At 45.3% G+C, this 26592-nt stretch carries 22 protein-coding genes; 8 read left to right on the plus strand and 14 right to left on the minus strand.

Translation table 11 applies throughout. The annotated features are described in order from the left end of the window. Window positions 1–167: 167 nt before the first annotated feature. On the plus strand, window positions 168–470 hold the full coding sequence (locus QY97_RS06060; protein ID WP_039238113.1) for a metallophosphoesterase family protein: 303 nt from the start codon (window positions 168–170) through the stop codon (window positions 468–470). A 160-nt stretch (window positions 471–630) separates the two neighbouring features. Further along, window positions 631–1638 carry an LLM class flavin-dependent oxidoreductase gene (locus QY97_RS06065; protein WP_099098539.1) on the plus strand — a complete coding sequence of 336 codons (1008 nt, stop codon included), beginning with the start codon at window positions 631–633 and terminating at the stop codon, window positions 1636–1638. Window positions 1639–1696: 58 nt separating this feature from the next. Here the strand turns inward: QY97_RS06065 and QY97_RS06070 are convergent, their stop codons facing one another. Beyond that, window positions 1697–3406: a sigma-54 interaction domain-containing protein gene (locus tag QY97_RS06070; RefSeq protein ID WP_157761884.1), complete on the minus strand. Its 1710-nt coding sequence runs from the start codon at window positions 3404–3406 to the stop codon at window positions 1697–1699. 265 nt (window positions 3407–3671) lie between these two features. Between QY97_RS06070 and QY97_RS06075 the strand changes: the two genes are divergently transcribed. Then, the gene (locus QY97_RS06075; RefSeq protein WP_039238117.1) at window positions 3672–4868 is read left to right on the plus strand and encodes an iron-containing alcohol dehydrogenase; all 1197 of its coding nucleotides are present in this window, start codon (window positions 3672–3674) and stop codon (window positions 4866–4868) included. A gap of 100 nt (window positions 4869–4968) precedes the next feature. Beyond that, a complete protein-coding gene (locus QY97_RS06080; RefSeq protein ID WP_039238120.1) occupies window positions 4969–6351 on the plus strand; it encodes a solute carrier family 23 protein in 1383 nt (460 codons plus the stop codon). Between the two features lie 78 nt (window positions 6352–6429). Here QY97_RS06080 and QY97_RS06085 read toward each other — a convergent pair whose 3' ends face one another. The 12 genes from QY97_RS06085 to QY97_RS06140 all read right to left on the minus strand — a co-directional run bounded on the left by QY97_RS06085 (window position 6430) and on the right by QY97_RS06140 (window position 21898). Then, entirely contained in the window at window positions 6430–7986 is a 1557-nt protein-coding gene (locus tag QY97_RS06085) for a BCCT family transporter (RefSeq protein WP_099098540.1), read from the minus strand. A gap of 312 nt (window positions 7987–8298) precedes the next feature. After that, window positions 8299–8526, minus strand: coding sequence for a hypothetical protein (locus tag QY97_RS06090; protein ID WP_039238121.1), 228 nt, complete (start codon window positions 8524–8526; stop codon window positions 8299–8301). Between the two features lie 153 nt (window positions 8527–8679). Beyond that, window positions 8680–9399 carry a YebC/PmpR family DNA-binding transcriptional regulator gene (locus tag QY97_RS06095; protein WP_039238123.1) on the minus strand — a complete coding sequence of 240 codons (720 nt, stop codon included), beginning with the start codon at window positions 9397–9399 and terminating at the stop codon, window positions 8680–8682. A gap of 189 nt (window positions 9400–9588) precedes the next feature. Next, window positions 9589–10092, minus strand: a complete 504-nt coding sequence (locus tag QY97_RS06100) for a cupin domain-containing protein (RefSeq protein WP_039238126.1) — start codon at window positions 10090–10092, stop codon at window positions 9589–9591. Between the two features lie 24 nt (window positions 10093–10116). Continuing rightward, entirely contained in the window at window positions 10117–10962 is an 846-nt protein-coding gene (gene ypfJ, locus QY97_RS06105) for a KPN_02809 family neutral zinc metallopeptidase (protein WP_039238129.1), read from the minus strand. A 193-nt stretch (window positions 10963–11155) separates the two neighbouring features. Next, on the minus strand, window positions 11156–13117 hold the full coding sequence (locus QY97_RS06110; protein WP_039238573.1) for a hydantoinase B/oxoprolinase family protein: 1962 nt from the start codon (window positions 13115–13117) through the stop codon (window positions 11156–11158). A gap of 14 nt (window positions 13118–13131) precedes the next feature. Then, entirely contained in the window at window positions 13132–15222 is a 2091-nt protein-coding gene (locus tag QY97_RS06115; RefSeq protein WP_046128682.1) for a hydantoinase/oxoprolinase family protein, read from the minus strand. A gap of 146 nt (window positions 15223–15368) precedes the next feature. Then, complete coding sequence (locus tag QY97_RS06120) at window positions 15369–16349, minus strand: 5-oxoprolinase subunit C family protein (protein ID WP_039238575.1); 981 nt, start codon at window positions 16347–16349, stop codon at window positions 15369–15371. Between the two features lie 2 nt (window positions 16350–16351). Next, a complete protein-coding gene (locus QY97_RS06125; RefSeq protein ID WP_039238577.1) occupies window positions 16352–17236 on the minus strand; it encodes a 5-oxoprolinase subunit B family protein in 885 nt (294 codons plus the stop codon). Between the two features lie 13 nt (window positions 17237–17249). After that, window positions 17250–19280 carry a sigma 54-interacting transcriptional regulator gene (locus QY97_RS06130; protein ID WP_083965801.1) on the minus strand — a complete coding sequence of 677 codons (2031 nt, stop codon included), beginning with the start codon at window positions 19278–19280 and terminating at the stop codon, window positions 17250–17252. 349 nt (window positions 19281–19629) lie between these two features. After that, complete coding sequence (locus tag QY97_RS06135; RefSeq protein ID WP_039238692.1) at window positions 19630–20757, minus strand: NAD(P)/FAD-dependent oxidoreductase; 1128 nt, start codon at window positions 20755–20757, stop codon at window positions 19630–19632. A gap of 79 nt (window positions 20758–20836) precedes the next feature. Then, window positions 20837–21898: an NAD(P)/FAD-dependent oxidoreductase gene (locus QY97_RS06140; RefSeq protein ID WP_039238579.1), complete on the minus strand. Its 1062-nt coding sequence runs from the start codon at window positions 21896–21898 to the stop codon at window positions 20837–20839. A gap of 189 nt (window positions 21899–22087) precedes the next feature. Here QY97_RS06140 and QY97_RS06145 point away from each other — a divergent pair, with 189 nt between their 5' ends. From QY97_RS06145 to QY97_RS06160, 4 genes are all read left to right on the plus strand, one after another. Beyond that, window positions 22088–22933 (plus strand): ABC transporter ATP-binding protein, encoded by an 846-nt coding sequence (locus QY97_RS06145; protein WP_039238581.1) that lies wholly within the window; start codon window positions 22088–22090, stop codon window positions 22931–22933. Continuing rightward, window positions 22884–23813, plus strand: a complete 930-nt coding sequence (locus tag QY97_RS06150) for an iron-hydroxamate ABC transporter substrate-binding protein (protein ID WP_039238583.1) — start codon at window positions 22884–22886, stop codon at window positions 23811–23813. The genes QY97_RS06145 and QY97_RS06150 overlap by 50 nt, the downstream gene beginning before the upstream one ends. A 73-nt stretch (window positions 23814–23886) precedes the next feature. Next, window positions 23887–24897 carry a FecCD family ABC transporter permease gene (locus tag QY97_RS06155; protein WP_039238585.1) on the plus strand — a complete coding sequence of 337 codons (1011 nt, stop codon included), beginning with the start codon at window positions 23887–23889 and terminating at the stop codon, window positions 24895–24897. Then, complete coding sequence (locus QY97_RS06160; protein WP_039238587.1) at window positions 24894–25904, plus strand: FecCD family ABC transporter permease; 1011 nt, start codon at window positions 24894–24896, stop codon at window positions 25902–25904. Before QY97_RS06155 ends, QY97_RS06160 begins: the two co-directional genes overlap by 4 nt. A 49-nt stretch (window positions 25905–25953) precedes the next feature. Here QY97_RS06160 and QY97_RS06165 read toward each other — a convergent pair whose 3' ends face one another. Further along, entirely contained in the window at window positions 25954–26562 is a 609-nt protein-coding gene (locus tag QY97_RS06165) for a class I SAM-dependent methyltransferase (protein WP_039238588.1), read from the minus strand. Window positions 26563–26592 lie beyond the last annotated feature (30 nt).

The following is a 26592-nucleotide window of genomic DNA, read 5'->3' on the forward strand; positions in this document are numbered from 1 at the left end:
AAAAAATGATGAATGGTACCATCCATCATTTTTTATAGAGGCCACCAAGCGTAGCGCGGTAGCCTAAAACCCCAACATTTGATTTAGAACCTAAAAAACATGCTATTACCGGAGAGAGAAATGAAGATGAATGTCCAGGACCCGTCAACAGCGGCTTGTTCTCTGCTATGCTTGAGCGCGGGGATGTGAAAGGCGTATTCTGCGGGCATGACCATATTAATACGTACTGCGGAAACTACTATGGCATTTTGCTTGGATACGGCGGCAGTGCAGGCTTTGGTACCTACGGCTTATCCGGCGATGAGAAAAACCGCCTGCGCGGCGCACGTGTATTCCATCTGGATGAGAAGGCAGAAAATGTGCTAGTGGATACACACATGGTATTTGCAAAGGATTATGGCATTGACTTAACGCCAAATGATCAAAGCATTGATCCGCTTCCATTAGAGAGAAAGCACCCCGTTAAATAATTAAACAAAGCAGGGGCGCGAGCTGACCAATGAGCTCGCGCCCCTGCTTTGTTTATCATTGTTCCAACCCTATGGGGACTCCTGGATAAGCAGTTTATTGGACGAAAAGTCCTAAACGCCTTATTCTTTTCTATACAGGATCCTAGAAGGAGTGAACACAATGAACACCAAACGATTTCAAGGTACTCCGTTATCTGTTTTGGATTTAGCACCCATTAATGAAGGAAGCACAGCTGCTGAATCCTTTAAAAATAGTGTCGATTTAGCCCAGCATGTAGAAAATTGGGGCTTTCATCGTTATTGGCTGGCCGAGCACCATAATATGCCGGGCATTGCCAGTTCAGCAACATCTGTCATCATCGGCCATATCGCCGGTGCAACAAATCACATACGTGTAGGCTCAGGCGGCATCATGCTGCCAAACCACGCAACACTTGTCATTGCCGAGCAATTTGGTACATTAGAATCACTGTACCCTGGACGCATTGACCTTGGTATTGGCCGCGCGCCAGGAAGTGACCAGGCGACGGCATTCGCTCTTCGCCGCACGCTCCATAGCCGTGTTGAAGACTTCCCTCTTCAGCTGGATGAGCTTCAGGCTTATTTTGAAGTAAACCCGTCAGCCCGTGTACGCTCTTTCCCAGGAGAAGGATTAAACATCCCTATTTGGCTCCTTGGTTCAAGCGATTACAGTGCTCGCCTCGCTGCCGCTAAAGGATTGCCATTCTCCTTTGCCAGCCACTTTGCGCCAGAGCACACACTGGCAGCCTTAAAGCTTTACCGCGATAACTTCCAGCCATCTGATGTACTGGACAAGCCGTACGCGATGGTCGGCGTGAATATTTTTGCTGCAGATACAGAAGAACGAGCCCAATGGCTGGCTACCTCCCAGCAGCAGCAATTCTTAAGCCTGCGCAGAGGCGAACCAACTCAGCTGAAGCCACCTATTGATAACATCGATGAAGTGTGGAGCCCTTTTGAAAAGGCAGCCATCGAAAGATCGCTTGATTCCCGTTCTACTATTATCGGCACGCCGGACATGGTGAAAGAGAAGCTGAAGAGCTTTATAGATGAAACACAAGCAGATGAAGTCATTGTTAATTCACAGGTTTTCCATCATGAAGACCGCCTGCGCTCCTATGAGATTGTAGCCGATATGATGGAATAAAAAGCATCTTTTTAATAAAGGGAACATATAAAAGCTAATCCTTGTATTCATACAGGGATTAGTCTTTATTTGTCTTTTTTAGAAGGATGCCTAATTTTTCAGCCTTTCGTAAAAGTGTCGTACGGTGAAGGCCAAGCTTCTCTGACACCTCGTATATATCTTGATGCTCCTCCCATAATTCTTCTATATATCTCTTCTCAAAATCATTCACCAATTCCTTTAGCGGTTTCCTCCCTTCATCATAGTATGCCGGCCGCGAAGACAACAGTTGTTGAAATGATTCCGGCAGGTCTGTCTCTTTCACGACCGGTCCGTCATTTAAAACAACTAGCTGTTCAACTATATGTTCTAATTCTCGGATGTTACCCGGCCATGAATAAAATTCAAAAGTAAAGTACACTTCTTTAGCAAGCTTCAGCTGCTTTTGATGCTTTCGGTTAAACTTATCAAGAAAGTGCTTAGTCAATAGATATATATCTTCCTTCCGATCCCTCAATGGGGGAAGATCAATCGTGACAACCGATAACCGATAATATAAATCTTCTCTTAGCTTTTGCTTCTCGATCAACACTTTAGGTTCTTTGTTTGTGGCTGCTATAATGCGAATATCTACATCACGATCTTTCACATCTCCCACTCTGCGAACCTTCTTATTTTGCAGCACCGTTAAAAGCTTTACTTGAAGAGCCAGCGGCATCTCACCAATCTCATCTAAAAATAAAGTCCCTCCTTCTGCCGACTCAATTATTCCTTGCTTTCCTTCATTTGCAGCTCCCGTAAAAGCACCTTTTCTATAGCCGAATAACTCTGATTCAAAGAGCGACTCGGGGATCGCACCACAGTTCACTTCGATAAATGGCCCATTCTTTCGGTCGCTGAGAGAATGGATTTTTTCAGCAATAACATTTTTTCCTGTCCCAGTTTCTCCTAGTATAAGCACAGAGGTGTCAACCTTTGATAATCGATTGATGCGGTCAACTGTTACATCCATCACTCGACTTTGAGCAATGAATCCTGGAATTTCACTTGCTTTTGATCTCAGTTTCTCTATTTCCCTCTCTTGTTCTTTAAGTGATAATGCCTGCTTTTTCAGCCTCTCCTGCAGTTCATTCAACTTCGTCATGTCATAAAGTGTATTGATCACTAAAATAAGATTATTATATTTATCGAAGACCGGTGTACCGCTGACAAGCCAGATATTCCTTTCATTATTGATCTTCTGCATAACGGATACTTTTTGTCTGTATTTAATTACTTTAGCAGTAACAGAACTATCAAAGTATCCGCGCATGATCAGTTCCGACACATGCTTCCCTTCCACATCCTGCTTCGCAATACCAGTAATCGTTGAATAGGTATCGTTAATCTTTAATGTGTAGCCTTCCCCATCGGTAATATAAATTCCTTCCTGGGCTGAATCCATGACGCAGCCAACAATATTGTTTAAAACAGGTACTTCTCTTTTCGTGTTTTCTTTTTCTATATAAACAAAATAAAATTGGTGTAATACTAAATCTATTTTCCTTGCTATACAAACAAAACACTTATTATCCTGAATAACTTTCTGCCGTAGCATTCCCTTCTCGCTCTTCCATTGTTGAAACGATAAGGCTTTAATAAATTCAGCAGTTAAAAGGGCGGCTGCTAGCTTATTTGCTTTTATAAGCTTTCCTTCTAAAGTGAAGACAGCAGAAGGTCTATCAATTGACTGAACAAACTCGTTTAACTGTGACTCTTGCAAACTATCTTCATAACGTTTTTTCCTCATGACAGATTCTCTTGGAGCTCCCAAGTATTTTTCCACTCCTTCACTCACCCTATGTTTTGTGTGCTTGTGCACTAGGTGTGCAAAAATGCTCAAGCGATATGTAACATTTAGTTAAAATATTAGCAATATTGCACCGATTCGGCAAATTATTCTTATTTTAGAGAGCAAATATTTCTTTTTCATGCGGTGTTTACCCCTCTTCGTGCAAATATGGTTGGCATGAACATTGCTATAGAAATAACAGAACTAAAAAGGAGGCAATTTTATGCATTCAATCACATCATTTCAATTTAACTTGAACCCTGATCTATTCTTTGGTGAGGGGGCCCTTTCCAACATTCCTGAGGTCATTACAAAGAATCATTTTAACCGGGTAATGATTATTTGCGATGAAGGAATTGAAAAAGCAAAGATTTTGGAGCTCGTTTTGCAGCAAGTAAAGAAAACGAATGTAGAGTGCAGTGTTTTCTCCAACGTCGAAGCAAACCCAACAACGGAAACAGTAGAGGCAGGCATGCACTTATTAGAAAGGTTTAAACCTGACCTTTTAATAGGTGTCGGTGGAGGAAGTCCCATTGATGTAGCAAAAGCAATCAGTATGCTGGCTACAAATGGAGGGGGTATTACAGATTATGAAGGTATCGATCAGTTCTCAAATACACCTCTTCCTCTTTTAGCGATTCCAACGACAGCTGGCACAGGAAGCGAGGTTACTGTGTTTACCGTTATTACTGATACAAGCACGGAATACAAACTGACAGTAGGCGGCAAAAGTCTTGCGCCAAATTGGGCGATCTTAGACCCTTCTCTTACTCTGACACTGCCGCCTGCATTAACAGCTGCTACCGGTGTAGATGCACTTGTACATGCTATTGAGTCTTACACATCGACAATGGCAAACGTCTTGACAGAAACACTGGCACTAGAAGCCATTCGCACGATTGCATCTAACCTGAGGCAAGCTGTCTTTAATGGAGAAAACAGCTCAGCCAGAGGGGCTATGCTTTACGGAAGCCTTTTAGCCGGCATCGCATTCAATAATACGCGTCTAGGCAACGTTCATGCTATGAGCCACCCTTTGAGTGCTATTTATAATGTTCCTCACGGCGTAGCCAATTCGGTATTGCTTCCGCATGTAATGAGGTTCAATTTACCGGCCGCTCCCGAAAAGTTTGCCAATATCGCCAGAGCAATGGGCGAATATATCGATCCCAATCAACCGATTATGGACAACGCTTATAAGGCCGTTATAGCTGTCGAACGCTTATCTCAAGACATTCACATTCCAAAAGATTTTGCAGAATACAACATTCGTGAATCTGATCTTGTATCAATGGCAGAAGATGCAATGAAAAGTGGAAACATCCTGGTCAATCCACGAAAAACTAAAATAGAAGACATCCTTTCTCTTTATAAGCAGGCGATTGGTCAAACGTTAGCCGACACTGCATCTATTCATTAAGCTAATGCGGCAAAGTGAAAGCGATTCCACCCAGCTACAGGCAAGTCAAAACCTTAGACTTGCCTTCTATTAAAAATCATTTATCAAAGGAGTGTGCGAGATGAGTTCTTTCTACAAAAGAAAAGAAGGCAAAGAACAGCCTTACTGGCCAGCAGGTCCTTTTAAAATTCGTCTTCCTTTTGTCCATTACAGATTTGAAACAGCAGAATGTATTCAAGCCATCGTCTTATCTGTTGTTACCATTAGTATGATTCCTCTCCTCCAACAGCATCTTGGGGTGCCTTATGATGTTGCTATGGCCTTTATTATTGTCTGTGGAATCGGCAATATGATGGGAGCCTTATTAGGTACTCCTTTCATACCTGGCTGGATCACCCCTGCCATTCCTTTAGTTGTTCTTTTCCTTGGGGATTTCGAGCCCGGACCTGAAGCCATTCAAGCCATGTTCGCTTTGCAATTCCTTGTCTTTCTGATTTTTTTCCTCTTGGGAATCACGGGACTCGGCAGTAAAATGGTTGATATTGTGCCAAACTCCTTAAAAGCCGGGATTGTCATCGGCGCTGGGTTAGCTGCTTTAATCGGAGAAATTCAACCGGGCGGCCGTCTGATGGAAACGCCTGTGTCTATTATTATTGGTACACTCGTTGCTTTTTACGTTATGTTCTCTGACCCTTTCAAAAAAATTCGCCAGAATAATAGAGTGGCAAGAGTAATTTCCAATTATGGAATGGTACCCGGTATTCTTATAGCTATATTTATCGGATTAGCTGTCTCCGAATATCCAATGCCAAATATCGAATGGGGAATTATCTCACCAGCTTTCGGTGAAATGTGGGCTTACTTGCCATTTAGCGTAGGGATGCCGGGCTTCGATGTGTTTGTACTAGCTATTCCTACTGCATTGATTGCTTATATTATCGCTTACGGAGACATCATTGTTGGCGACACATTAATTGAAAGAACGGATCAAATGCGGAAAGATGAAACCATTGATAACAACTTGAATCGTGTCCATTTGATTACAGGGCTTCGCAATTTGCTTCATGCTCTTTTCGCGCCATATCCAGGTTTGGCTGGCCCGATTTGGACAGCGGCAACTGCCACAGTCATTGAAAGATATACATTTGGACGCAAAGCAATGGATTCTATTTTTAGCGGGACAGGAACTTTCCATATCGCAAATTTCCTTGCACTCTTTCTCTTGCCGCTTGCATCCTTTTTTCAGCCCGTTCTTCCAATTGCGTTGTCACTCTCCCTGCTTGTCACAGGGTATGTTTGTGTACAAGTCGGAATGGAGCAAATCCGCACACCCGCAGAGCAAGGTGTAGCAGGCGTAACCGCTGTTGTCCTAGCCATCCACGGGGCAGCATACGGATTAGTTGCAGGAATTGTTATGTATCTCCTAATTGAAAAAGTATTTACACGCAAACAACAAAGAAAAAATACACCTTATAAAGAAGAGTCTCATCAAAAAGCACTCTAAGATTTATATTAGGCAAACTAAAAAACCGAGCATCGGAGTTACACTTCCCCGTGCTCGGCTTTTTGGTTTCAGAAAAGATTATTTTTTCTTTTGATCCTCATTTGCTGCTTTCTCTAAACGACGGAAGCGTCTAAGGTCCGCTTTGCGAATTGGCAGCGGCTCTTTTCTCACCAGCTTGGCAATAGCTATCATCAGCAGCAGGAGCAAAACGGTGAATGGCAGGGCTGATATGAGGGAGGCTGTTTGAAGCGCCTCTAATCCGCCTGCATAAAGCAGTACAGCTGCAATAGCGGCCATCAGCACGCCCCATACTACCTTCGCCACTAACGGAGGCTCCAGGCTTCCATTGGACGTCATGCTTGCCAAAATATAAGTGGCGGAGTCAGCTGATGTCACAAGGAATGTAATAATGAGCAAGATTGCCAGAACAGACATTATGCCAGACATCGGCAATTGGTCAAATGTTAAGAAAAGAGCAGATGTCAAGTCAGCATTTACTGCGGCAGCGATTCCTGCTCCTTCATTTAAATCGTGCCAAAGGGCGGTTCCACCAAAAGCAGCAATCCATAGACAAGCAATCGCTGGCGGGATCACCATCACTCCTAGAATAAACTCACGGATCGTTCGCCCTCTTGATACACGGGCTACGAACGCTCCAACAAACGGTGACCAGGCAATCGCCCATGCCCAATAAAAGATGGTCCAGTCACGGACCCACGTTCCTCCTACATACGGCTGCATGCGCAGGCTGTATTGAATAAAATTCGTAAAATAGTCACCAATGGCCAGTGTGAACGTTTCCATGATGAAAACCGTTGGCCCGGTAAATAGAACAAATACGAGCAGTACTAAAGCAAGTCCCAGGTTCAAGTTACTTAAGTAACGAATCCCTTTATTAAGGCCTGTAGTAGATGACAGCATATAAGCAACGAACATAACCAGGATAATCAACAGCTGAAGGCCGATCGAGTTTTCTGTACCCATAACAGCATTAAGACCGCCGTTAATTTGCAGAACGCCTAAGCCAACAGAAGTCGCAATTCCCATCACCGTAGCGATGACCGCCAGTGAATCAATGGTATGCTTGACACCTGGTTTTCTGCCGGTAACCGGCTCTAATGCGGTAGACACGAGACCGTCTTTCTTCTTGCGGAATTGGAGAAACCCAATCACAAGACCAACAATTGCAAACACAGACCATTGGCTGATTCCCCAGTGGAAAAAAGAATAGCCCATCGCGATTCTTGCCGCCTCTTCTGTTTGCGCCTCGGTTCCCTCAAATGGCGAAGTGAAAAAGTGGCTCATCGGCTCGGCTACACCCCAGAATACAAGACCTGCTCCAAAGCCTGCGGAGAACAACATGCCAATCCACGTGAAGAACGGAAACTCTGGTCGTTCCTCCTCTCCTCCTAATCGAATCGCTCCATATTTACTAACCGCTAGAACAATCAAGAACAGTATGATAACAAATACTGCAAGCAAATAAAACCAACCAAAATTCATCGTCGTAAAATTAAACAATCGGCCAGATACATCACCAAACGCTGTTGGTGCCATCGCCCCTAATAGTACTAGAAGCATGATCACGGCAGCTGACACAATAAATACTGGATTCTTCCAACTCTCCCTATCCATGTAGGCCCCCTTAATTGCTTTTTTCTTATTTATTAGTATTCCACTATATAAATGGAAAATCAACGGATGGTAAGGAATCACTTTCTATATTTACCTTACTGCTCCTAAAAGCCTTCCTTTGAATGATTTTTTCCTGAAGCCCTTTAAAAACTGTAAAGAAATATGTAGAATGCCTGGGTGTACGATAGCTGTGCCATCTCTCCTAAGACCATTTACCCTTGTCTTAGACCAATCCTATTTTACCCTGATGTTTTCCACCTCAAACCTTCTAACAATGAGATTAAAAATAAAAGCTGATGGTTTGCTTTGTCGTCATCCCATCAGCTTTTTTAATTTTTCATTTCGGTCTTTCTGCTCCTCCAAAGAAGCAAGGTCATACTTCTTCAGCAAGTGAAACAGTTCATTCAGAGTTTCTTGTGTTTGTGGTGCTTCCGTAAAACGCTTCGCTTCTTCATACAAGCTCGAAGGAAGAAACGTCCTTTGGCTCTCCAGCTTTTGAATCACATCTTGCTGTGAGTGGTCGATCGTGCAGTGCCCCATGTTCGTCCCTCCTTTCCATTCAATGACGAGAATTTTCGTCGGATTTGATTCTTCTTAAGTATAACGAAACCTGCAATAAATGACAAATCAGCCCGCAGCACAAACAAAAAGCGGCTGTTCCACATTGGGGACCAGCCGCTTTTTTTGCGTCCATTATTCACCTAAGTCGACATTATGATACACTTGCTGAACATCTTCTAAGTCTTCGAGCGCATCAATCATTTTCTCAAATTGCTCTTGATCCTCTGAAGATAAAGTCACGTCGCTCTGTGCAAGCATGGTTAATTCCGCAACTGTAAAATCGGTCACTCCTGCATTTCTGAATGCTTCCTGCACCGCGTGGAATTGATCAGGCTCCGCGTATACAATCACCGCCTCATCCTCTGCTATCACATCACGAGCATCTACATCTGCTTCCATCAAAATTTCCAATGCTTCTTCTTCTGTTTTTCCTTCTACACCAATAACAGCAGTCGCATCAAACATATAAGCAACAGAGCCGCTTACCCCCATGTTGCCGCCATTTTTGCCAAAAGCAGCCCGCACTTCCGAAGCGGTACGGTTTACATTGTTTGTTAAAGCGTCTACGATCACCATAGAACCGCTTGGCCCGAAACCCTCGTACCGAAGCTCATCATAGTTCTCTTCAGAGCCGCCCTTCGCTTTTTCAATCGCACGGTCAATAATATGCTTTGGTACATTGTAGGTTTTTGCCCGTTCTAATACAAACTTCAGCGCCTGATTCGAGTCTGGATCCGGCTCCCCTTGCTTTGCCGCTACATAAATTTCTCTTCCGAACTTCGCATAAATGCGGCTCGTGTTCTTGTCTTTCGCCGCTTTCTTTTCTTTAATGTTGTTCCATTTCCGTCCCATTTTGCACACTCTCTTTCTATAGTTAACTCTTTCTATAACTTGTATCTATGAAAACTTTCTCGTGCTACCGGTTGATATGCCATGTATATTATAACTCAATTCTGGCGTAATTTAAAAGATTGCTTCCTGAAAAAGCCATTTAATGGATAAAAAAAGCAGAAGCAAACTATCATTCATTTGCTGCTCTTCTTATGAGTACCATACTTCTAAAAGAGGTCCGCTGTCTCCATAGACAGGGTCCGTTCCTGGAAGAGGAACAGCTGGAATCTCCTGCTCCGCTTGCTTATAGTCCTCCGGGCTGCTCTTCCTCATATTAAAAGAGCTTCCATTTGGGTATGCACCGATCACTTGAAAGTCCTCACTCGCCGCTTCGTTCTTATGGCCTGTGCCTGCTGGAAGCACGAGCACATCTCCTGCGCGGATGCTCAGCTTCTGCCCTTCTTCTCCTCCAATCAAGATATCAGCTTTTCCACTCTTAACTCCAAGCACCTCATGAGTATTGCTGTGATAATGATGATAGCTGAGTACCCCGCCTGTCCAGCTATTCGACCATTGATGGCGCTGAAATGTTCTTTCTATTTCTTCTGTCTGACCAGCAAATACTCCGTCATAGACAAGAACAGGGAGCACTTCATTATTAGGAATGAGGCCGCTTCTCTTCAATTGGAGCGTTTGAGCTTTTAATTTCGCCATGTAACCCCCTCCCTTTTTCACTGTTTACAAATCGGCAGCGTTAAAGGTGTCGCCTCCCTCTATCGTACCGTTTTCAAACCCTTTATAGAACCAGCGTTTCCGCTGCTCGGACGTTCCGTGTGTAAAACTTTCAGGGACTACATATCCTCTCGCCTGTTTTTGCAGCGTATCATCACCAATTGCATTGGCCGCATTTAGTGCTTCCTCAATATCGCCTTCCTCTAGATACCCCATGCCCTGTGCATGATGAGCCCATACGCCTGCGTAATAATCCGCTTGAAGTTCAAAGCGGACAAGGTACTTATTGAACTGCGCTTCACTCATTTGCTGGCGGAGCGGCATGACCTGCTGGGTAGTCCCTAGCAAGGTCTGCACGTGATGGCCGACCTCATGGGCTACAACGTAGGCCATCGCAAAGTCACCGGGAGCCTGGAAACGCTGCTGTAATTCATTATAAAAGCTTAAATCAATATACAGCTTCTGATCACCCGGGCAATAAAAGGGACCGACAGACGCGCTCGACACCCCGCAGGCCGACTGTACGCTCCCCGTGAATAGCACAAGTGTAGGCTCTTCATAGGTCATGCCTCGTTGGCGAAAGATTTCTGACCACACCTCTTCCGTATCAGCAAGCACAACAGAGACAAAATCAGCCAGTTCCTCTTCCTGCTCTGATCCCTGATAGGAGACAGACGAATTGTCGTTCACAGGCTGAGAAGTTTCATTCATGAGAATGGATGGATCGCCTCCGAGGAAGGTAAAAAGCAGTATGAGAATCAAGCCGCCAATTCCCCCGCCAACAACCGTCTTCCCTCCCATTCCCCGCCGGTCTTCTACGTTCGAACTCCTTCTTCTACCTTGCCATTTCATTGCCACGCCTCCTCTGAACTACATTCCGAAAAAAATTCATTATTACTGTTATACCCAAGAAACCAACCGACAATCAGCCCGGCGGGTTGCTTTCGTGCTTTAAAGGGGCGGGGGTCTGACCCCCGCCCCTTTAAAGCACGAAAGCCGCTTCAAGCCAGGAATAACTGGCTTTGAAGCGGCTTTCGGTCAATTGTTACGTCCAGTAAGCAAGGGATCGTTTCTTCATCATTTCACGGTTCTGTTCTGTTGTCTTTGGCAAGCCAGTGTTCGTAACCTGATCGATAATAACGCCGTATCGGCGGATCAGGTCGAGCTGGTCAATTTCACCGTTCCGGTATCTTTCAACCACATTGTGAATATCCTCTTCCAGCCAGCCGATGCGCGCCTGGCGAATGAATTGCCGCTCGGCCTTTGTTGCTTCTTCATCGATTTCAAACAAATCAATTTCTCTATCAATCTCGCGAATCACCACGCCGTAGTCCTTCTTTGCTCGCTCAATGGAGACATACTCATCAATGACATCCTCAAGCACAGCCTGCGGGTCACGATCCAAAGGATCACCCAGCCCGCCGCCGCCTGCCGACGGCCGTGTAAAGGTGTCGCCTTTCTTTACCTTTACATTAGAGAAAATCGTACCTAAAAATTGTCCGTCTTCTTTATCTTTATTGAGCCAAGCCCCGTGCGGCGTAGATGGAAGCCCGCCGAAAATGCCCCAGGTTACCGAGCGGGAACGGTCGCAGCAATAAGACATCACCGTATCATTGGAATCTGTTAATATACCGCCCTTTTCTACCCCGCAACCGCCGCGGAATTGTCCCGGACCTGCAGAGTCTGTTACAATTTCATGCTTCGTTGTAATAACCGGAGATAACCTCTCCTGGCCCTCACAAGGCTGAATGCTGAGGCCTACGCCAAATACTGGAGATAAAGCATTCGCACCGTCACGCTCATGACGCCCGCCATGCCCGCCAGCCATCCAATCGTACCACATAAAGTAATTATTGTAGCCGGAACGCTGATCCCAGCCGCCAATCAACAAATACTCCAGGTTAAAGGAACAAGCTAACGCACGTTCAGGCATAATGTGTGACCATAATTCAAAGCAAGCATTCATGATTTTTTCATAAGCCCCCGAACAGAATCCAGTGACGGCTACAGGCCAAGGGGCATTAACGACTGAATCCTCAGGCAGCTCGACATGCACAGCTCGATAGAAGCCCGAATTCAATGGAATATCCGGGAAAAAAGTCTTTGTTCCTGCGTATGCAGCAGACATGGAAGAGCCAAAGGCTGAGTTTAAGAAACATCCGATGTACTTGTGCGAGCCTGACAAATCATAAAAGATTTCCTCTCCCTTGATCGTCATTTTCACCTTAATCGGAATCAGGCCATCGCCTTCCTCCGGATCCATATCAATATAATCCGTTGTTTCCCACTCTCCATCCGGAAGAGCCGCTACCTTTGCTCTTGTCAGCCTCTCTACATAATCCTGTACTTCTGCGAAGGCAGTTAAAATCGTATCAAGACCATACTTTTCGATTAACGCAATCAGCTGTGTCTCCCCTGTTTTCGTTGCTTCTGCCTGAGATCGCAGGTCACCAAGCCGCTCTTCCGGTACACGCATATTAGCGACAAGAACATTAGCGACATCCTTCAAGTACTCCCCTTTGCTCCAAATCCGCACCGGAGGGATTCTCATTCCCTCACCATAATGATCTTTAGAATTAACATCAAATGATCCCGGTACCGATCCACCCATATCTGCCCAGTGGCCATTCACCTGCATGAAGGCAATTAACTGACCATCGTAAAACACAGGACGGATAATCCGTGTATCGTTAAAATGCGTTCCCCCCCGGTAAGGGTCGTTAATGATAAAAACATCTCCAGGATGAATATCATCGCCAAAATCCTCAATAACAGCCTTCGCTGTTAAATGAAGGGTGCCAACGTGAACGGAAATATCCTGCGTGCCTTGCATAACCGTATTTCCGTTAGCATCACATAAGGCGGAGCTAAAATCCCGATTATAAATAACGAAAGAATAACATGTTCGAAGCACTTGCTCAGACATTTGGTCTACTAAGTTAACAAACCCGTTTTTCAACACTTCAAATGTAACTGGATCTAATTGGCTTTCAAATACCTTACTCATTTCCCCACCCCTTCTTAATTCATTAAAGTTGAAATGGTGCTAGCTGCTTCTCGCTCGTCTTCTCCCTTTCCTTTTACAAACGACATAATAATATTTCTATATTCATCTACTTTAGCTGTACAGCCAGGAGGCACGACGATAGTAGAATCCAATTGATCAATAATTGCCGGACCAGCAAACTCAGATAGCACAGGAATTTTTGTCCGGTCGTATACAGCTGTTTCAACGAAGCCGCCCGACTCCTCAAAATAAACGTCACGAGTTTCCTTTAACGCTTCTTCTAATGTGCCTGAAGGCTCTTCTTTATTAAATTCCGGCTTTCTCACCGTTCCAACCGCCTCAACGCGAAGGCCATAAATCTCAATGCCTTTTTCATTGTCTCTAAAGGCAAACTCTCTCTCATGCTCTTGATGGAAACGCTCCACTGCATTTTCGAGTGAATGAAGCGGACGGTCCACCGTTACAGAAAGCGTTCGCCATTGACCCACATAGCGCATATCAACATAACGAATTAAATTCATGTTCTCTGGAGCAATGCCTTCTTCTTCAAGCAGGCTGATCGCTTCTTTCTCCATCTCAACGAATTCCTGCTCCAGCTCTTCTTTCTTAATGCTGCCTGCGTCGGCCAAGAAGGTCTTCGTTACATCGTGGCGTACATCAACAAGCAAGCACCCCATCGCTGCTGCTACCCCTGGGTGAGCCGGGATAATCACATTTGGGATTTCCATCTCTTTAGCCAGCTCGGCTCCATGGAGTGCACCGGCACCTCCGAAGGCAACAAGAGCAAAGTCACGCGGGTCGTATCCTCTACGAACAGAGATTAACCGCAGAGCATCGCACATATTGGCGTTCGCTACTTTAATGATGGCGTCGGCTGCTTCATGCACGTTGTAATTCAGCTTAGAAGCCACCGTATTTTCAATCGCTTTCATAGATGCCTCTTTATCAAGGGTCATTTGGCCATCTAGAAGGCTTGTCCCTAGCCGGCCAAGCACGAGGTTAGCATCCGTATTCGTCGGCTCAGTACCACCTAGCTTATAACATGCAGGCCCAGGCACAGCTCCTGCACTCTGCGGTCCATTTCTGAGGGACCCTCCCTCATCAATCCAAGACAAACTTCCGCCGCCTGCTCCAATCGTCAAAATTTCGATGCTCGGAAAACCAATTGGATAGCCGTATTCAATGTACCAATCTTTCGTAATACGCAAATCGTTATCATACATGAGCGAAATATCAGTGCTAGTTCCGCCCATATCAAGGCCAATCGCATTCTTAAATCCACACATATTCGCAATATATTTACTTGCTATAGCTCCCGCAGCGATTCCGGAGCTAGCGAGACGGGCTGCATAGCGCGGAACGGTTTCAGAGGTCATCACCCCTCCACCTGAATGAAGAACAAGGATATCGCCTTGATAGCCAATCTCCTTCATTTCTCCTTCAAGCACCTGAATATATTTGCTTACAATCGGTCCAAGCACAGCATTCACGATCGTAGTGCTCATTCGCTCATGTTCAAAAATCTCCGGCAGCGTTTCAGAGGAGGTACATATGTACACATCCGGCATTTCTTCTTTTAAAATTTCCTTTACTCGTCTTTCATTCTTGCCATTTACATAAGCGTTCATAAAGCAGATCGCAATAGACTCTACCTGGCGTCTTTTTAAAACTCTCGCCAGCTCCCGTACTTCCGCTTCATTTACCTCTTCTAGAATTTCTCCTGAATAATCAACTCGCTCTGTCACTTCGAAGCGGTCGCGGCGCTTAATATAAGGCTCTGCTACATCATTGTAGGCATCCCACAAGTCCAGCTTTGTTCCTCGTCGGATTTCTGTTACATCACGGAATCCCTTTGTTGTAACAAGCGCGGCTTTTGGCAGCTTTCGTTCAATCAATGCATTCGTTCCCACCGTTGTTCCATGTGAAAACATTGTAATTTGATCGCCTGTCAGCTTGGCCTTAGCGATGCCATCTAGCATCCCTTTCTCTGGATTGGATGGTGTAGAAGATGTTTTTGTTACATAGATACTTCCTGTTTCCTCATCAAATACAAACACATCTGTAAATGTTCCCCCAACGTCGACAGCTACACGGTATTTACTCACTTGATCCCCTCCGTTTTTATATAAATGAATTTCATCACTTCGCCAAACGCTTGTTATGTTAACCCTTATATTTGTCCAAGCCTCACCCCCTTCAACTAGATGGAATATTCTTAATTTTTATCCAACAGCAAGCCTGCTATAGGTGATCAAGCTTGCTGCATAGCTGCTTTTACCTTCTCGATCAACTGTTCCTTCTCTCTTCTCAGCTGAAAAGCTTTTTCTACCGTTACTGCATGAAAACGAACGGTCGTCTGCGGTCTTGCCTGAGCTAACAAGCTAATATCCGAGCTGACCATAGCGCCTGTCGTGACAAATCCCCCGCCTCCGGTTCCATCATTCAGCAAAACAATCAATTCCTCTTCATTCGGTACAATCACCCCACCGATGGGGTAAGGAATATCAACAATGTTGCCTGGATTGCTCCCTGATCCAAAAGGAGCTGCCTCTGTCTTATAACGAACTTTGCCTCCGCGAAGCCGATAAGCTACCCGGTTGGATTGTGTATGAACCGTCCACTCTTCATTGAGCATGCCGATTAACCCTTCATCGCTGATGCTTTCACTAGAAATGCCTAATACAATATGAAGGTCTAATTCCTTCCGAAAAACAGGCTTTACTTCTTCTAATATACTGTTGCTGATTTGTCTGAGAGCACCTGGCAGCGGTTCCTTCACTGGAATACAATCGCCCTCTAGCAATGCTCTGCCGAGTACACCTGGAAAGCCGCTAGCGACACACATGGAACGGCTGCCTAGAATTTCAGGTGTATCAAGACCTCCCGATATGGTCAAATAAGCAAAAACACCATTCTTTATTTCTCCTATTTCAAGTACGTCTCCTAGGGAAACAGCAACGGGTTCATAAAACGGCAAGTCCTCTCCATTTAACAATGCTTTTGCGGGTGCTCCTGTTAAAGCAATCACAGTCGCTTTTTGAAATTCTATAACAGGCCCCTGAAGCATGATTTCCAATCCAGCGTAATGAGACGGATTTCCAAGCAATGCATTTCCCAATAAAAAGGAGTACCTATCTGCTGCACCTGATGGGGGAACTCCCATATGATAGTGACCAAAGCGGCCGGTGTCCTGGATCGTTGTCCTTAATCCTGGCTGGTGTATGTATAGCACGATTAAAACCCCTCCATCAGCTGTTGAATATACTTGCTGCCTTCTTCTTCATACCGTTCTGCGGAAAACTGGATTGGCTTGACTTTATAGGTATACGTGCGTTTGCTCACTTCTTCTCGAATATTGTGATACTCTGCCTCTGTAACGGGTCGATACTTCCACAAGTCTCCAGGCTTGGCTAGAAAGAACGTATCTCGGAAAATAGATAAGCTTTGATTCGGGTCATACACCGGAACAGCTGATAGGCCAATTAACTGATAGCTTCCGGTTGACTCTGTCGGATACACCACTGTAAAAGCTCCGCCTACGCCAACCGCTTCACTTGGTGTATAGGCGCGAGGACTTTTATATTTCGGGGCTTGAATAATTCGATGATCAGGAATACCAATGGGGAATCCCCATGCATTGCCCGGCTTAAATCCAAGCGATGTAATAAAATAAGGGACAGATGAATGAGCCTGAATGAATGCATCGCTGCTTTCGAAACCATTTAACTGCATCACATAGCTGAAGTCATGCCCCTTTGCCTCTGGCTGCAGGTGTTCATACCTCTCGGCCGTTTTTCTAGTCACCGCATCATCGTACCAAACCGGGATTTCAATCATCCGGCTGCTGAAGGTTAATTCCGAGCGGTCATTTTTTTGCCGGTCGACTTCCTGCAAGTATTCCAGTAAATGATGCGGGGAGATCACATTTGGGTCATAACGAATCAAATAAGAGGTATTGCTCGGGTAAATCTCTATTAATCCTGGAATATCCCGTTTTCTGAGCTCATTTGTAACCGTTATGACCTTAAACGTACTCTCTATTCTCATTTCTTTCGATAGCTCTGCATAAATGTATTCATCACCGCAAAAATCAAATCTTGTCTCTGAAAAAACTAACATGGTGCTCTCTCCCTTAATCGGCTGACTTCCTCATTCTTCGGCTAATTGTCGAGACACTGACTTCAAGTGCTTCTGCCGCTTTGGTGGCTGTTTTGTATTTACCTATGGCAAGTCGAATCAGCTGATCTTCTACTTCTTGTATAGCCTGCTTCAGCGGCAAAAGCCCCCGTACTGTTAAAGGCTCTGTTCCTTCTGCTTCCGTATCCCAGATGGCCCGAAACACATCATCCTCTGAAATGATCTCACGGCGGCCGATCACGACGAGACGCTCCATGACATTTTGAAGCTCACGAATGTTTCCCGGCCATTGATAGGTTTCAAGAAGCTCCAATCCTTCCCTCGACAGCTTTTTACTCCTGTTATACATTTGATTCAGCTCCTCTAAAAAGCTGAGAGCAAGCGGCATAATGTCGCTTTTTCGCTTTCTGAGCGGCTGCACACGCAACGGAATAACATGCAATCGATAAAACAGGTCATCTCGGAAGGTCTGTTCTGCGACCATTTTTCTTAGATTTTTATTGGTGGCCGCCAATACACGTACATCCACCTTGATTGGGCGAAAGCTGCCGATGCGAACGATCTCCTTTTCCTGCAGCACCCTCAGCAGCTTCACTTGCATATGAAGGGGAAGCTCTGCTATTTCATCGAGAAAAATCGTTCCCCCGTCTGCAGCTTCAAACAATCCTATTTTTCGGGTGTCTGCTCCTGTAAAGGCCCCTTTTTCATGTCCAAACAATTCACTCTCCAATAGGTTTTCAGGAATCGCTCCGCAGTTAACAGTGATAAATGGCCCCTTTGCCCGGCGGCTAAACTCATGAATGTGACTTGCAACCACTTCTTTTCCGACGCCCGATTCCCCGCTAATTAATACAGTTGACTCTGTTTCCGCCACCTCTTTTAACTGTTCAACCAGTTCTTTCATTTCTTCTGAACGGTACACGAGCTTTTTGACGCCATCTGGTGTGAGACGGCCTTCACTTTCATGGGTCTTTTGCTGTTCAGCTTTTTCCAGGCTGATATCACGCGAAAGAACGATGACTTTCTCTAATTTTCCTTCCTTTAAAACAGGTACAGCTGTAGACAAGATGCTCGTCTGCTGCCTGTTCCTTTGAGGAAGACTGACTCGTTCTCTTTCTCTTAAGCAATGGTCCACAACATTAGGCTCAACTAACCCTTTCTCCTGCAAATCATAGACGTTTTGTCCGATTAGCTCCTCTTTCGAATAAGGTCGCCAAAAGCTATCTAAGAAAGTACCTGTGATGCTCGTTATTTCTCCAGAAGGCTGTACAACCATAATTTGTTCATTAGAAGCCGTGTAAATTGCCTGCAGCTCTTCACTAATCCCGCGAACAAACTCCAGCTCACCAACTGTTCTTTTCAAGTGTTCCTGAAGGTAAAATAGGTGGACCACTCCTCGAACGCGTCCATTGTGATAAATAGGAGAAAAGTGACCTGTGATCTTCTTAAAGTTAAACATGCTATCTACCCCGAATAAGACGTCACCAGCAAGAATACTCTCCCAGTTCACACTAGTCGATAGAATATTTCGATAATTCCTTCCGTTAAGAATGGAAGAAGATAGACCAAGAATTTGACTCGCTGTTTCATTCATGAAGTTCACTTCAAATGCTTCATTTGTGGTGATAATACCAATTTGAGCACTGTCCAAGCTATGATTAAGAAAATCCAGCTGCCGCCGAGCGAGTTGGCTTTTTGCTTCTTGCACCGTTATATAACCAACTGCCTTATTTTGTTCATTGACCCCGACGATGATTTCACAGTTATAGCACACCTCTACCCATCCCGCTTCTTTCACAAATAGAATGTCTGTTTCATAATTGGCTGCTCTATCTAGTGAGGAACCATTCTTTATTTGCTTCATTAGTGAAGTCAAGGTAATGTAGCCGACAATGACCTCTTTTTCATAAATGAAAAGAACGGAAGATTCCTGCTCGGCGAACAAATTTGCTGCTTCCTGAATGGCGGCTCCTACTAATAGCTTAGACGGCAACGTTTGTAAAACCTCTTGCCACTTCCACCTCATCTTCCCATCTCCCTTCTGACCAGTCCGAGACTCTAGCGAAGGGACAAGCTTTCTATCTAGTAAGTGCTATATTTATGTATTAAATAAGCAAGTCCCATGCCAAGTAAAAAAAGACGACAACAACAACCAATAATCTGCGCAAAAAGCGCTTTTCTACAGGCATTCAACAATTCTTTCTAGGCTCTTCTAGTTACCTACATTTGACAGCGCCCTGTAAAACACCTGCCTATTTTTTGCTAAAATGCAAAGCTAATTGCAAAACTGCAAAATATTTGCTCATATTATAAGAGCGAGGGGGGCATCCCCTCGCTCCTTCAAACAACAGAGTACACCTATTCATCATGGGCCCCTACTCTTCTTCCTTTATCATCGCCTTTGCTACTTTATATAAATCAAGATCAATATCAAGCGGTTCAGCGAGCACCATTTTTGCGAGCTGGGCACCGAGAAACGGGCCGACCGTTAAGCCGGAAGCTCCAAGTCCGTTAGCAAGGAGAAGGCTGTCATATCCAGGCACCTGTCCGATGACTGGCAGAAAGCCCGGTGTGAATGGACGAAAACCGACGCGCGCTTCGACGAATGTACCATCAGCAAGATCCGGTGCTACAGCTAAAGCTTTATCGAACACCTCATGCATGCCGCCTGCTGTTACGCGTGTGTTAAAATCCATATTGTCTTCATGAGTGGCTCCAATGACGACACGCCCCTGATCAAAAGCCAAAATGTACTGATCGGTCGGCGGCATGACAACCGGCCAATGGTCGGTCTCTTCTTTCTCCAGCTGCAGGTGGGCAATTTGCGCTTTTTGGGAAGTCACCTGAAAAGCAACGCCTAGCGGGGACAGCAGCTCACCTGCCCACGCACCTGCCGTGAGAAGAATATAATCAGCTTCATATCGATCCTCTCCGACCCGAACACCGGTTGCTTCCCCGTTGCTTCGCTCTAATTCGGCAGACCCATGAATGAACCTAGCACCATGCCTTTTTGCCGCACAAAGCAACGCCTGCCGCAGCGCTCGCCCATTGACACGCGCTGCTCCGCTCACATAAACAGAAGCGTATTCTTTGGATAAAGGAGGAAACATCGCAGACGTTTCCTCTTCTGTCAGCTGGCGTATCTCGCCTATTTCCGGAGCATCCTCCCGGCGCTTGATAGCCCGCTCTTCCATCTTTTCAAGCTTTCCTGTCTCCGTATGCAGGCTAACCGCACCTACTCGTTCATAGCCTGTTTCCGTCTCTCCATCTCTTTTCAACTCTTCAATTAGCGAGGGATAGTAGGCGGCTCCTCCCTTCGCTAACGCATACCATGCTTTATTGCGGCGCTGCGAGAGCCATGGGCAAATAATGCCTGCCGCGGCATCCGTTGCCTGTCCTGGATCCTTTCGGTCAATCAGTGTTACCTTCTGTCCGGCTTTTGCCAAATGATAAGCAGCAGATGCGCCTAAGATTCCGCCGCCGATAATTATGCTTCCCTTCATGTAAACACCTTTTTCCAATAGATTTCATCCCTCTATTTTACAAGAGTTATGAAAGAGACTCAAAAGGAGAGACACCTCCTCACAAACAAGCTGATTCGATCATTTGTTTTACTAATTGTTTGTTTTTTTCCTTGAAAACATCGTTGTGGGAAGAAACCATTCCGCTTCCGTTCGCTTCGGGATCAATATATTGCTTAGCTTTATTAACGGCATTGGCCGCATCCTGGAAAGCACCCGCAATTAAATGCAGCTTCCCTTCATGATGCAGAACATCCCCAGCTGCATATAGGCCCGCTACTGACGTTTCACTATTGGCGCTGCCTTGAATATAGCACTGGTTCACTGTCTTAATGTTTAAAGGGCTATTCTCAAGCAATGTCATATCCCGCTCATATCCGTGATTAACCACTACTTCATCTACCGGGAGATAGAAGGTCTTCCCTGTATCGTGGTTGATTACCTCAACTTGCTCAATAACTTCATGTGTGCTATTAGCAATAAGTCTCGTAATAGAGGTATGAAAGAGGCAGGTGGCTGAGCTTCCTAACAGCTGCTGCACTTGTGCTTCGTGTCCTTTTAAAGCTCCTTTTCTGTAAACAACATATACCTTCTTAGCAATCGGCTCGAGTTCATTTGCCCAGTCGATGGCCGAATTTCCGCCGCCTGAAATGACCACTGTCTTATCTTTAAACTGGTTCAATGATTTCACTGTATAATTAAGGTTGGTTACTTCAAACCGCTCTGCTCCCTCAATCTCCAGTTTTTGGGGGTTCAAAACGCCGCCTCCTACCGCCGCGATCACTGTTTTAGATAAATGTTTTCGTCCCGAAGCTCCTTCAATCACAAATATCCCTTCTTCATTACGTGTGAGTCTTGTCACTTTTTCATTCAGCACTACTTCTGGATCGAACGTTAACGCTTGTTCAACAAGCTGCTGCATCAGTTCCGCTCCTATAATCGGACGGTGCCCGCCTACATCCCAAATCATTTTTTCCGGATAAACATGCAGCTTTCCGCCCAAGTGTGGCTGGCATTCAATTAGCTTTGTTTTCATCTGCCTTAATCCGCTGTAAAATGCAGAATAAAGCCCCGCCGGTCCGCCTCCGATAATGGTGATATCAAATAGTTCCTCTCCCGCCATGCTTCACCACTCCTTGATAAAAAATTGTTATTGATTATCATTATCAATAAGATAACCCCTTTTTCATTCAATAGCAACTAAAAATAAGTTATTGACAATAAAAAACAAGCGAATTATAGTGGAGACATAAGCGAAACTGATAATCATTATCAATAATATTTTTAAATCTTCAAAAAGAGAGGTGACAGCATGGCTCGCTTGTATACAGATCATTTGCACGTAGGATATGGTGACCACTTAATCGTAAAGGATCTAACGACGAGTATTCCAGATAAGAAAATCACGACAATTATCGGCTCAAACGGCTGTGGCAAGTCCACTTTATTAAAAGCTATGACCCGTATTATCCCCCACCAATCAGGAACGGTGATTCTTGATGGAGAACATATTCAAAAAGAGAAAACGAAAAGAATCGCTCAGAAGCTTGCGATTCTCCCGCAAACACCTGAAAGTGCCAGCGGTCTGACCGTAGGGGAACTTGTTTCTTACGGACGCTTCCCCTATCAAAACGGCTTTGGGCGCCTATCAAAAAAAGATCACGAAGTCATTCATTGGGCGCTGGAGGTAACAGGAACAGCTGCCTTTAAGCACCGGCCCGTTGATGCGTTATCAGGCGGCCAGCGGCAACGAGTCTGGATTGCGATGGCCTTGGCCCAGGAGACAGAGATTATCTTCCTTGATGAACCAACGACCTACCTCGATATGGCTCACCAACTGGAGGTACTGGAGCTATTGCAGAAATTAAACCGAGAGCAGGAGCGCACGATTGTCATGGTGCTTCATGACTTGAATCAGGCCGCCCGTTTTGCGGATTATATCCTTGCACTGAAGGACGGGGAAATCGTGAAAGCCGGCTCTAGCGAGGAAGTAATGACTCGCGATGTGCTTAGAGAAGTATTCCAAATTGATGCCGAAATTGGGCGGGATCCTCGAACAAATAAACCAATATGCATCACTTACAATCTACTAAAAGGAGAAAACAAACATGAAGAAAGCATTTATTCCATTCCTGTTGCTGTTCGTGCTCATTCTTAGTGCCTGCAGCAGCAATGGTACAGCATCAACTAGCGAGAAAGAGGCAACAAATGCGAAGGAAAAACCCGAAACCATTACATACCAATCCGAAAATGGACCAGTCGAGGTGCCTGCTGATCCTCAGCGCGTAGTTGTGTTGCAATCCTTTACCGGTAATGTGATGGCATTAGATGTGAACCTTGTTGGAGTTGATTCGTGGTCAAAAGCGAATCCTAATTTTGCTGAAGAGTTAGAAGGTGTAGAAGAAGTAGCCGAGGATGACTTAGAGAAGATTATTGAGCTCGATCCTGATTTAATCATCGGTTTATCTACAACGAAAAACGTAGATAAATTAAATGAAATTGCCCCAACTGTTACTTACACTTATGGAAAAGTCGATTACCTAACGCAGCACATTGAAATCGGGAAGCTATTAAATAAAGAAAAAGAAGCACGCGCATGGGTTGAGGACTTCAAACAGCGTGCAGAGCAAGCAGGCAAGGAAATTAAAGCGAAAATTGGTGAAGATGCAACGGTATCCGTTATCGAAAGCTGGGATAAGCAGCTGTATGTGTACGGTGATAACTGGGGGCGCGGCACAGAAATTCTTTACCAGGCTATGGACTTAAATATGCCTGAAAAAGTAAAAGAGACAGCTTTAAAGGACGGATATTACGCTCTATCTTTAGAAGTTCTTCCTGAATTCGCCGGAGATTACGTGATTTTAAGCAAAAACAAAGAAACGGACCACTCTTTCCAGGAAACAGAAACCTACAAGAACATTCCTGCTGTTAAAAACAATCAAGTGTTTGAAGTGGCTGCAGAGGAATTCTACTTTAATGACCCATTAACATTAGAACTTCAATTAGATTACTTTATTGAAAAATTTCTTGGGAAATAATTTTTTGAAAAGGAATTCTCATTAGCAGAATTCCTTTTCCTTTATCAATTTACGAAAGAAAGATGAGTGACTCATGATGAAAGAAAAGCAACTGTCTCTTCCATTTATTTATCAGCTAGCTATCGGCCTCATTCTTTTTATAATCGCTTTTCTAGCGGCTATGGTATTTGGAGCAGCCGATGCTACCGTAAAGGATGCATGGCTGGCCCTCACTTCCAACACAGCAAACGATACGGTCACCCTTCTCCGGGAAATACGTCTGCCTCGTGAACTGGCCGCTATATTCGTCGGAGCTGCTCTTGGCGTTGCAGGCGCGATGATGCAAGGCATGACACGCAATCCGCTGGCCGACCCCGGGCTGCTTGGGTTAACCGCGGGGGCCAATGCAGCTCTCGCGATTGCCATTGTCTTTCTTCCTTCGGCCAATTACTTGGCAATTATGCTTGCTTGCATGGCGGGGGCTGCTGGAGGGGCTGCCCTAGTGCTCGGGCTCGGATCCATGAAGAAAGGCAGTCTCTCTCCTTTTCGGATTGTTCTCGCTGGAGCGGTTGTTTCTGCTTTTCTTCAGGCTGTTTCAGAAGGGATCGGTCTGTATTTTCATATCTCTAAGGATGTATCTATGTGGACGGCAGGAGGACTGATCGGTACTTCCTGGGAGCAGTTGCAGATCATTGCTCCGTTTATTGCAGGCGGCCTTTTCGCAGCCCTTCTGCTTTCAAGACAGCTGACGATTCTTAGCTTAAGTGAAGAAGCGGCTGCAGGTTTAGGACAGAAAACGATGCAAGTAAAGGTGATGTTGTTTTGCCTTATCGTGCTGCTTGCCGGAGCATCGGTTGCTCTCGTTGGCAACATGACATTCATCGGCTTAATGGTACCTCATATCGTACGGGCGGTCACAGGAAGCGACTACCGCTTCATCATCCCAATGTCTGCTCTTGTGGGTGCCTCATTCATGCTATTCGCCGATATGCTTGGCCGCACCATTAATGCTCCTTATGAGACCCCGGTAGCTGCTATCGTTGCCATCATGGGCTTGCCCTTCTTTTTGCTTATCGTCCGGAAAGGAGGACGCACCTTCTCATGATACAGTCCGCTTTGTTAAAAAAACAGCGAGCCTTCTTTATCGGTCTAATGGCGCTTATTGTTTTGACAGCCATTATAGGAATGGGCACAGGCTATGCCTCTTTATCCTTTGATCGGTTAATACCTACGTTTCTCGGCGAAGGTTCTTTTAAAGAAGAATTTATCTTGTTCTCCGTCCGGCTGCCCCGACTGGCGATCACACTGCTTGCCGGTATGGCCCTGGCACTGTCCGGCGCTATTTTGCAAGGCATTACCCGGAACGACTTAGCAGATCCCGGAATTATCGGTATTAATTCAGGAGCGGGTGTTGGTGTCGCTGTCTTCTTCTTGTTCTTTCCTGTTGAAGCTGGCTCTTTTATTTACTTCTTGCCGCTGGCTGCTTTCGCTGGCGCCTTATTGACGGCTCTTACTATTTATTTATTTTCCTACAGCAGAAGCGGCGGAGTGCAGCCAGTAAAGCTTGTCTTAACAGGAGTCGGGTTCTCCATGGCGCTGTCCGGTGTGATGATTGTTCTGATTTCTTCTGCTGAACGCACGAAGGTGGATTTTATTGCCAAATGGCTGGCGGGAAATATATGGGGCACGGACTGGCCGTTTGTATGGGCTTTGCTCCCTTGGCTGATCCTGTTTATTCCGTTTACCTTTTACCGGGCTAACCGGCTGAACCTTCTTTCGCTAAATCAGCCTGTAGCAATCGGGGTCGGGGTCGCTGTAGAGAAAGAGCGTCTCCTGCTTCTGTTAGCAGCTGCAGCTTTGGCGGCGTCTGCTGTTTCTGTAACAGGCGGCATCGCCTTTGTCGGGTTGATGGCCCCTCATATAGCAAAAGCCTTAGTCGGTCCGCGGCATCAGCTGTTTCTCCCGCTCGCTCTCTTGATCGGCGGATGGCTGCTGCTGCTGGCTGATACACTAGGCAGGAATGCAGGAGGTGCAGATGGCCTTCCTGCCGGCATCGTTGTCTCATTAATCGGTGCTCCTTACTTTATGTACCTGCTGCTAAAAAAAGCCTAGCAGCTGCTCTTTGGCTCTTCTTCGATTCTTGCTTCGAAGGAGAGCCATTTTAATGCTCGTAACGAAAAATTAAAAACCGCTCGTTATCATCTCTCTCATACCATCCCGGCACTGTCACTTCTTTAAACAGTTCAAACGGCGTCTGCCTCTCTAAGAACTGAATGTATTCTACTGTTGGATAATACAGAATGAGATCAACTGACCTTCTCTCCTCTTCTACAGAGCGCAGGATGTTGTCTACCACTTTCATAAAAATATGAATGGAAAAAGGATTAAAGAAATAAAACCGGTTATCTTCCTTCTTCACTTCATACTGCTCTGCCGGACAGCACTCAAAGCGCATCACTCCGTCTGTTCGCTTCTTCTTCCTCATGTAAGCTTCTCGATTATTCATTGCCTCCTCATACAGCTGCCTGTTTACTTCTACGCCGGTCACCCTTATTTGAAAACGGTGGTGAATGTAAAACAGCAGCCGGCCTTTCCCGCAGCCGAAATCCACCACGCCATCTGTCTTGGCTACCTCGTACTCTTCGAAAAGCTCGTTCAATGCCGCGTAAGGTGTAGCTTCATATGGATTGTAATGGATGGATTGATACAAAACATTCCAATGATCACTTGTATGAATGTGAAGCACACGATCATACTCTTTCTCGCTCATATATATCCCTCAATCGTTTTTCCTCATTAT

Source organism: Bacillus thermotolerans, from assembly GCF_000812025.2.
In the GTDB taxonomy this organism is placed as follows: domain Bacteria; phylum Bacillota; class Bacilli; order Bacillales; family Domibacillaceae; genus Quasibacillus; species Quasibacillus thermotolerans.

Excerpts from the sequence above, each read along its gene's own strand:
- QY97_RS06095 (WP_039238123.1), bottom strand. The coding sequence starts at position 9,399 with ATGGGACGGAAATGGAACAACATTAAAGAAAAGAAAGCGGCGAAAGAC.
- QY97_RS06140 (WP_039238579.1), bottom strand. The coding sequence starts at position 21,898 with ATGGCGGGAGAGGAACTATTTGATATCACCATTATCGGAGGCGGACCG.
- QY97_RS06165 (WP_039238588.1), bottom strand. The coding sequence starts at position 26,562 with ATGAGCGAGAAAGAGTATGATCGTGTGCTTCACATTCATACAAGTGAT.
- QY97_RS06100 (WP_039238126.1), bottom strand. The coding sequence starts at position 10,092 with ATGGCGAAATTAAAAGCTCAAACGCTCCAATTGAAGAGAAGCGGCCTC.
- QY97_RS06070 (WP_157761884.1), bottom strand. The coding sequence starts at position 3,406 with ATGAGGAAAAAACGTTATGAAGATAGTTTGCAAGAGTCACAGTTAAAC.
- QY97_RS06145 (WP_039238581.1), top strand. The coding sequence starts at position 22,088 with ATGGCTCGCTTGTATACAGATCATTTGCACGTAGGATATGGTGACCAC.
- QY97_RS06125 (WP_039238577.1), bottom strand. The coding sequence starts at position 17,236 with ATGTTAGTTTTTTCAGAGACAAGATTTGATTTTTGCGGTGATGAATAC.
- ypfJ (WP_039238129.1), bottom strand. The coding sequence starts at position 10,962 with ATGAAATGGCAAGGTAGAAGAAGGAGTTCGAACGTAGAAGACCGGCGG.
- QY97_RS06060 (WP_039238113.1), top strand. The coding sequence starts at position 168 with ATGCTTGAGCGCGGGGATGTGAAAGGCGTATTCTGCGGGCATGACCAT.
- QY97_RS06080 (WP_039238120.1), top strand. The coding sequence starts at position 4,969 with ATGAGTTCTTTCTACAAAAGAAAAGAAGGCAAAGAACAGCCTTACTGG.
- QY97_RS06090 (WP_039238121.1), bottom strand. The coding sequence starts at position 8,526 with ATGGGGCACTGCACGATCGACCACTCACAGCAAGATGTGATTCAAAAG.
- QY97_RS06160 (WP_039238587.1), top strand. The coding sequence starts at position 24,894 with ATGATACAGTCCGCTTTGTTAAAAAAACAGCGAGCCTTCTTTATCGGT.
- QY97_RS06135 (WP_039238692.1), bottom strand. The coding sequence starts at position 20,757 with ATGAAGGGAAGCATAATTATCGGCGGCGGAATCTTAGGCGCATCTGCT.
- QY97_RS06075 (WP_039238117.1), top strand. The coding sequence starts at position 3,672 with ATGCATTCAATCACATCATTTCAATTTAACTTGAACCCTGATCTATTC.
- QY97_RS06130 (WP_083965801.1), bottom strand. The coding sequence starts at position 19,280 with ATGAGGTGGAAGTGGCAAGAGGTTTTACAAACGTTGCCGTCTAAGCTA.
- QY97_RS06065 (WP_099098539.1), top strand. The coding sequence starts at position 631 with ATGAACACCAAACGATTTCAAGGTACTCCGTTATCTGTTTTGGATTTA.
- QY97_RS06155 (WP_039238585.1), top strand. The coding sequence starts at position 23,887 with ATGATGAAAGAAAAGCAACTGTCTCTTCCATTTATTTATCAGCTAGCT.
- QY97_RS06085 (WP_099098540.1), bottom strand. The coding sequence starts at position 7,986 with ATGGATAGGGAGAGTTGGAAGAATCCAGTATTTATTGTGTCAGCTGCC.
- QY97_RS06150 (WP_039238583.1), top strand. The coding sequence starts at position 22,884 with ATGAAGAAAGCATTTATTCCATTCCTGTTGCTGTTCGTGCTCATTCTT.
- QY97_RS06110 (WP_039238573.1), bottom strand. The coding sequence starts at position 13,117 with ATGAGTAAGGTATTTGAAAGCCAATTAGATCCAGTTACATTTGAAGTG.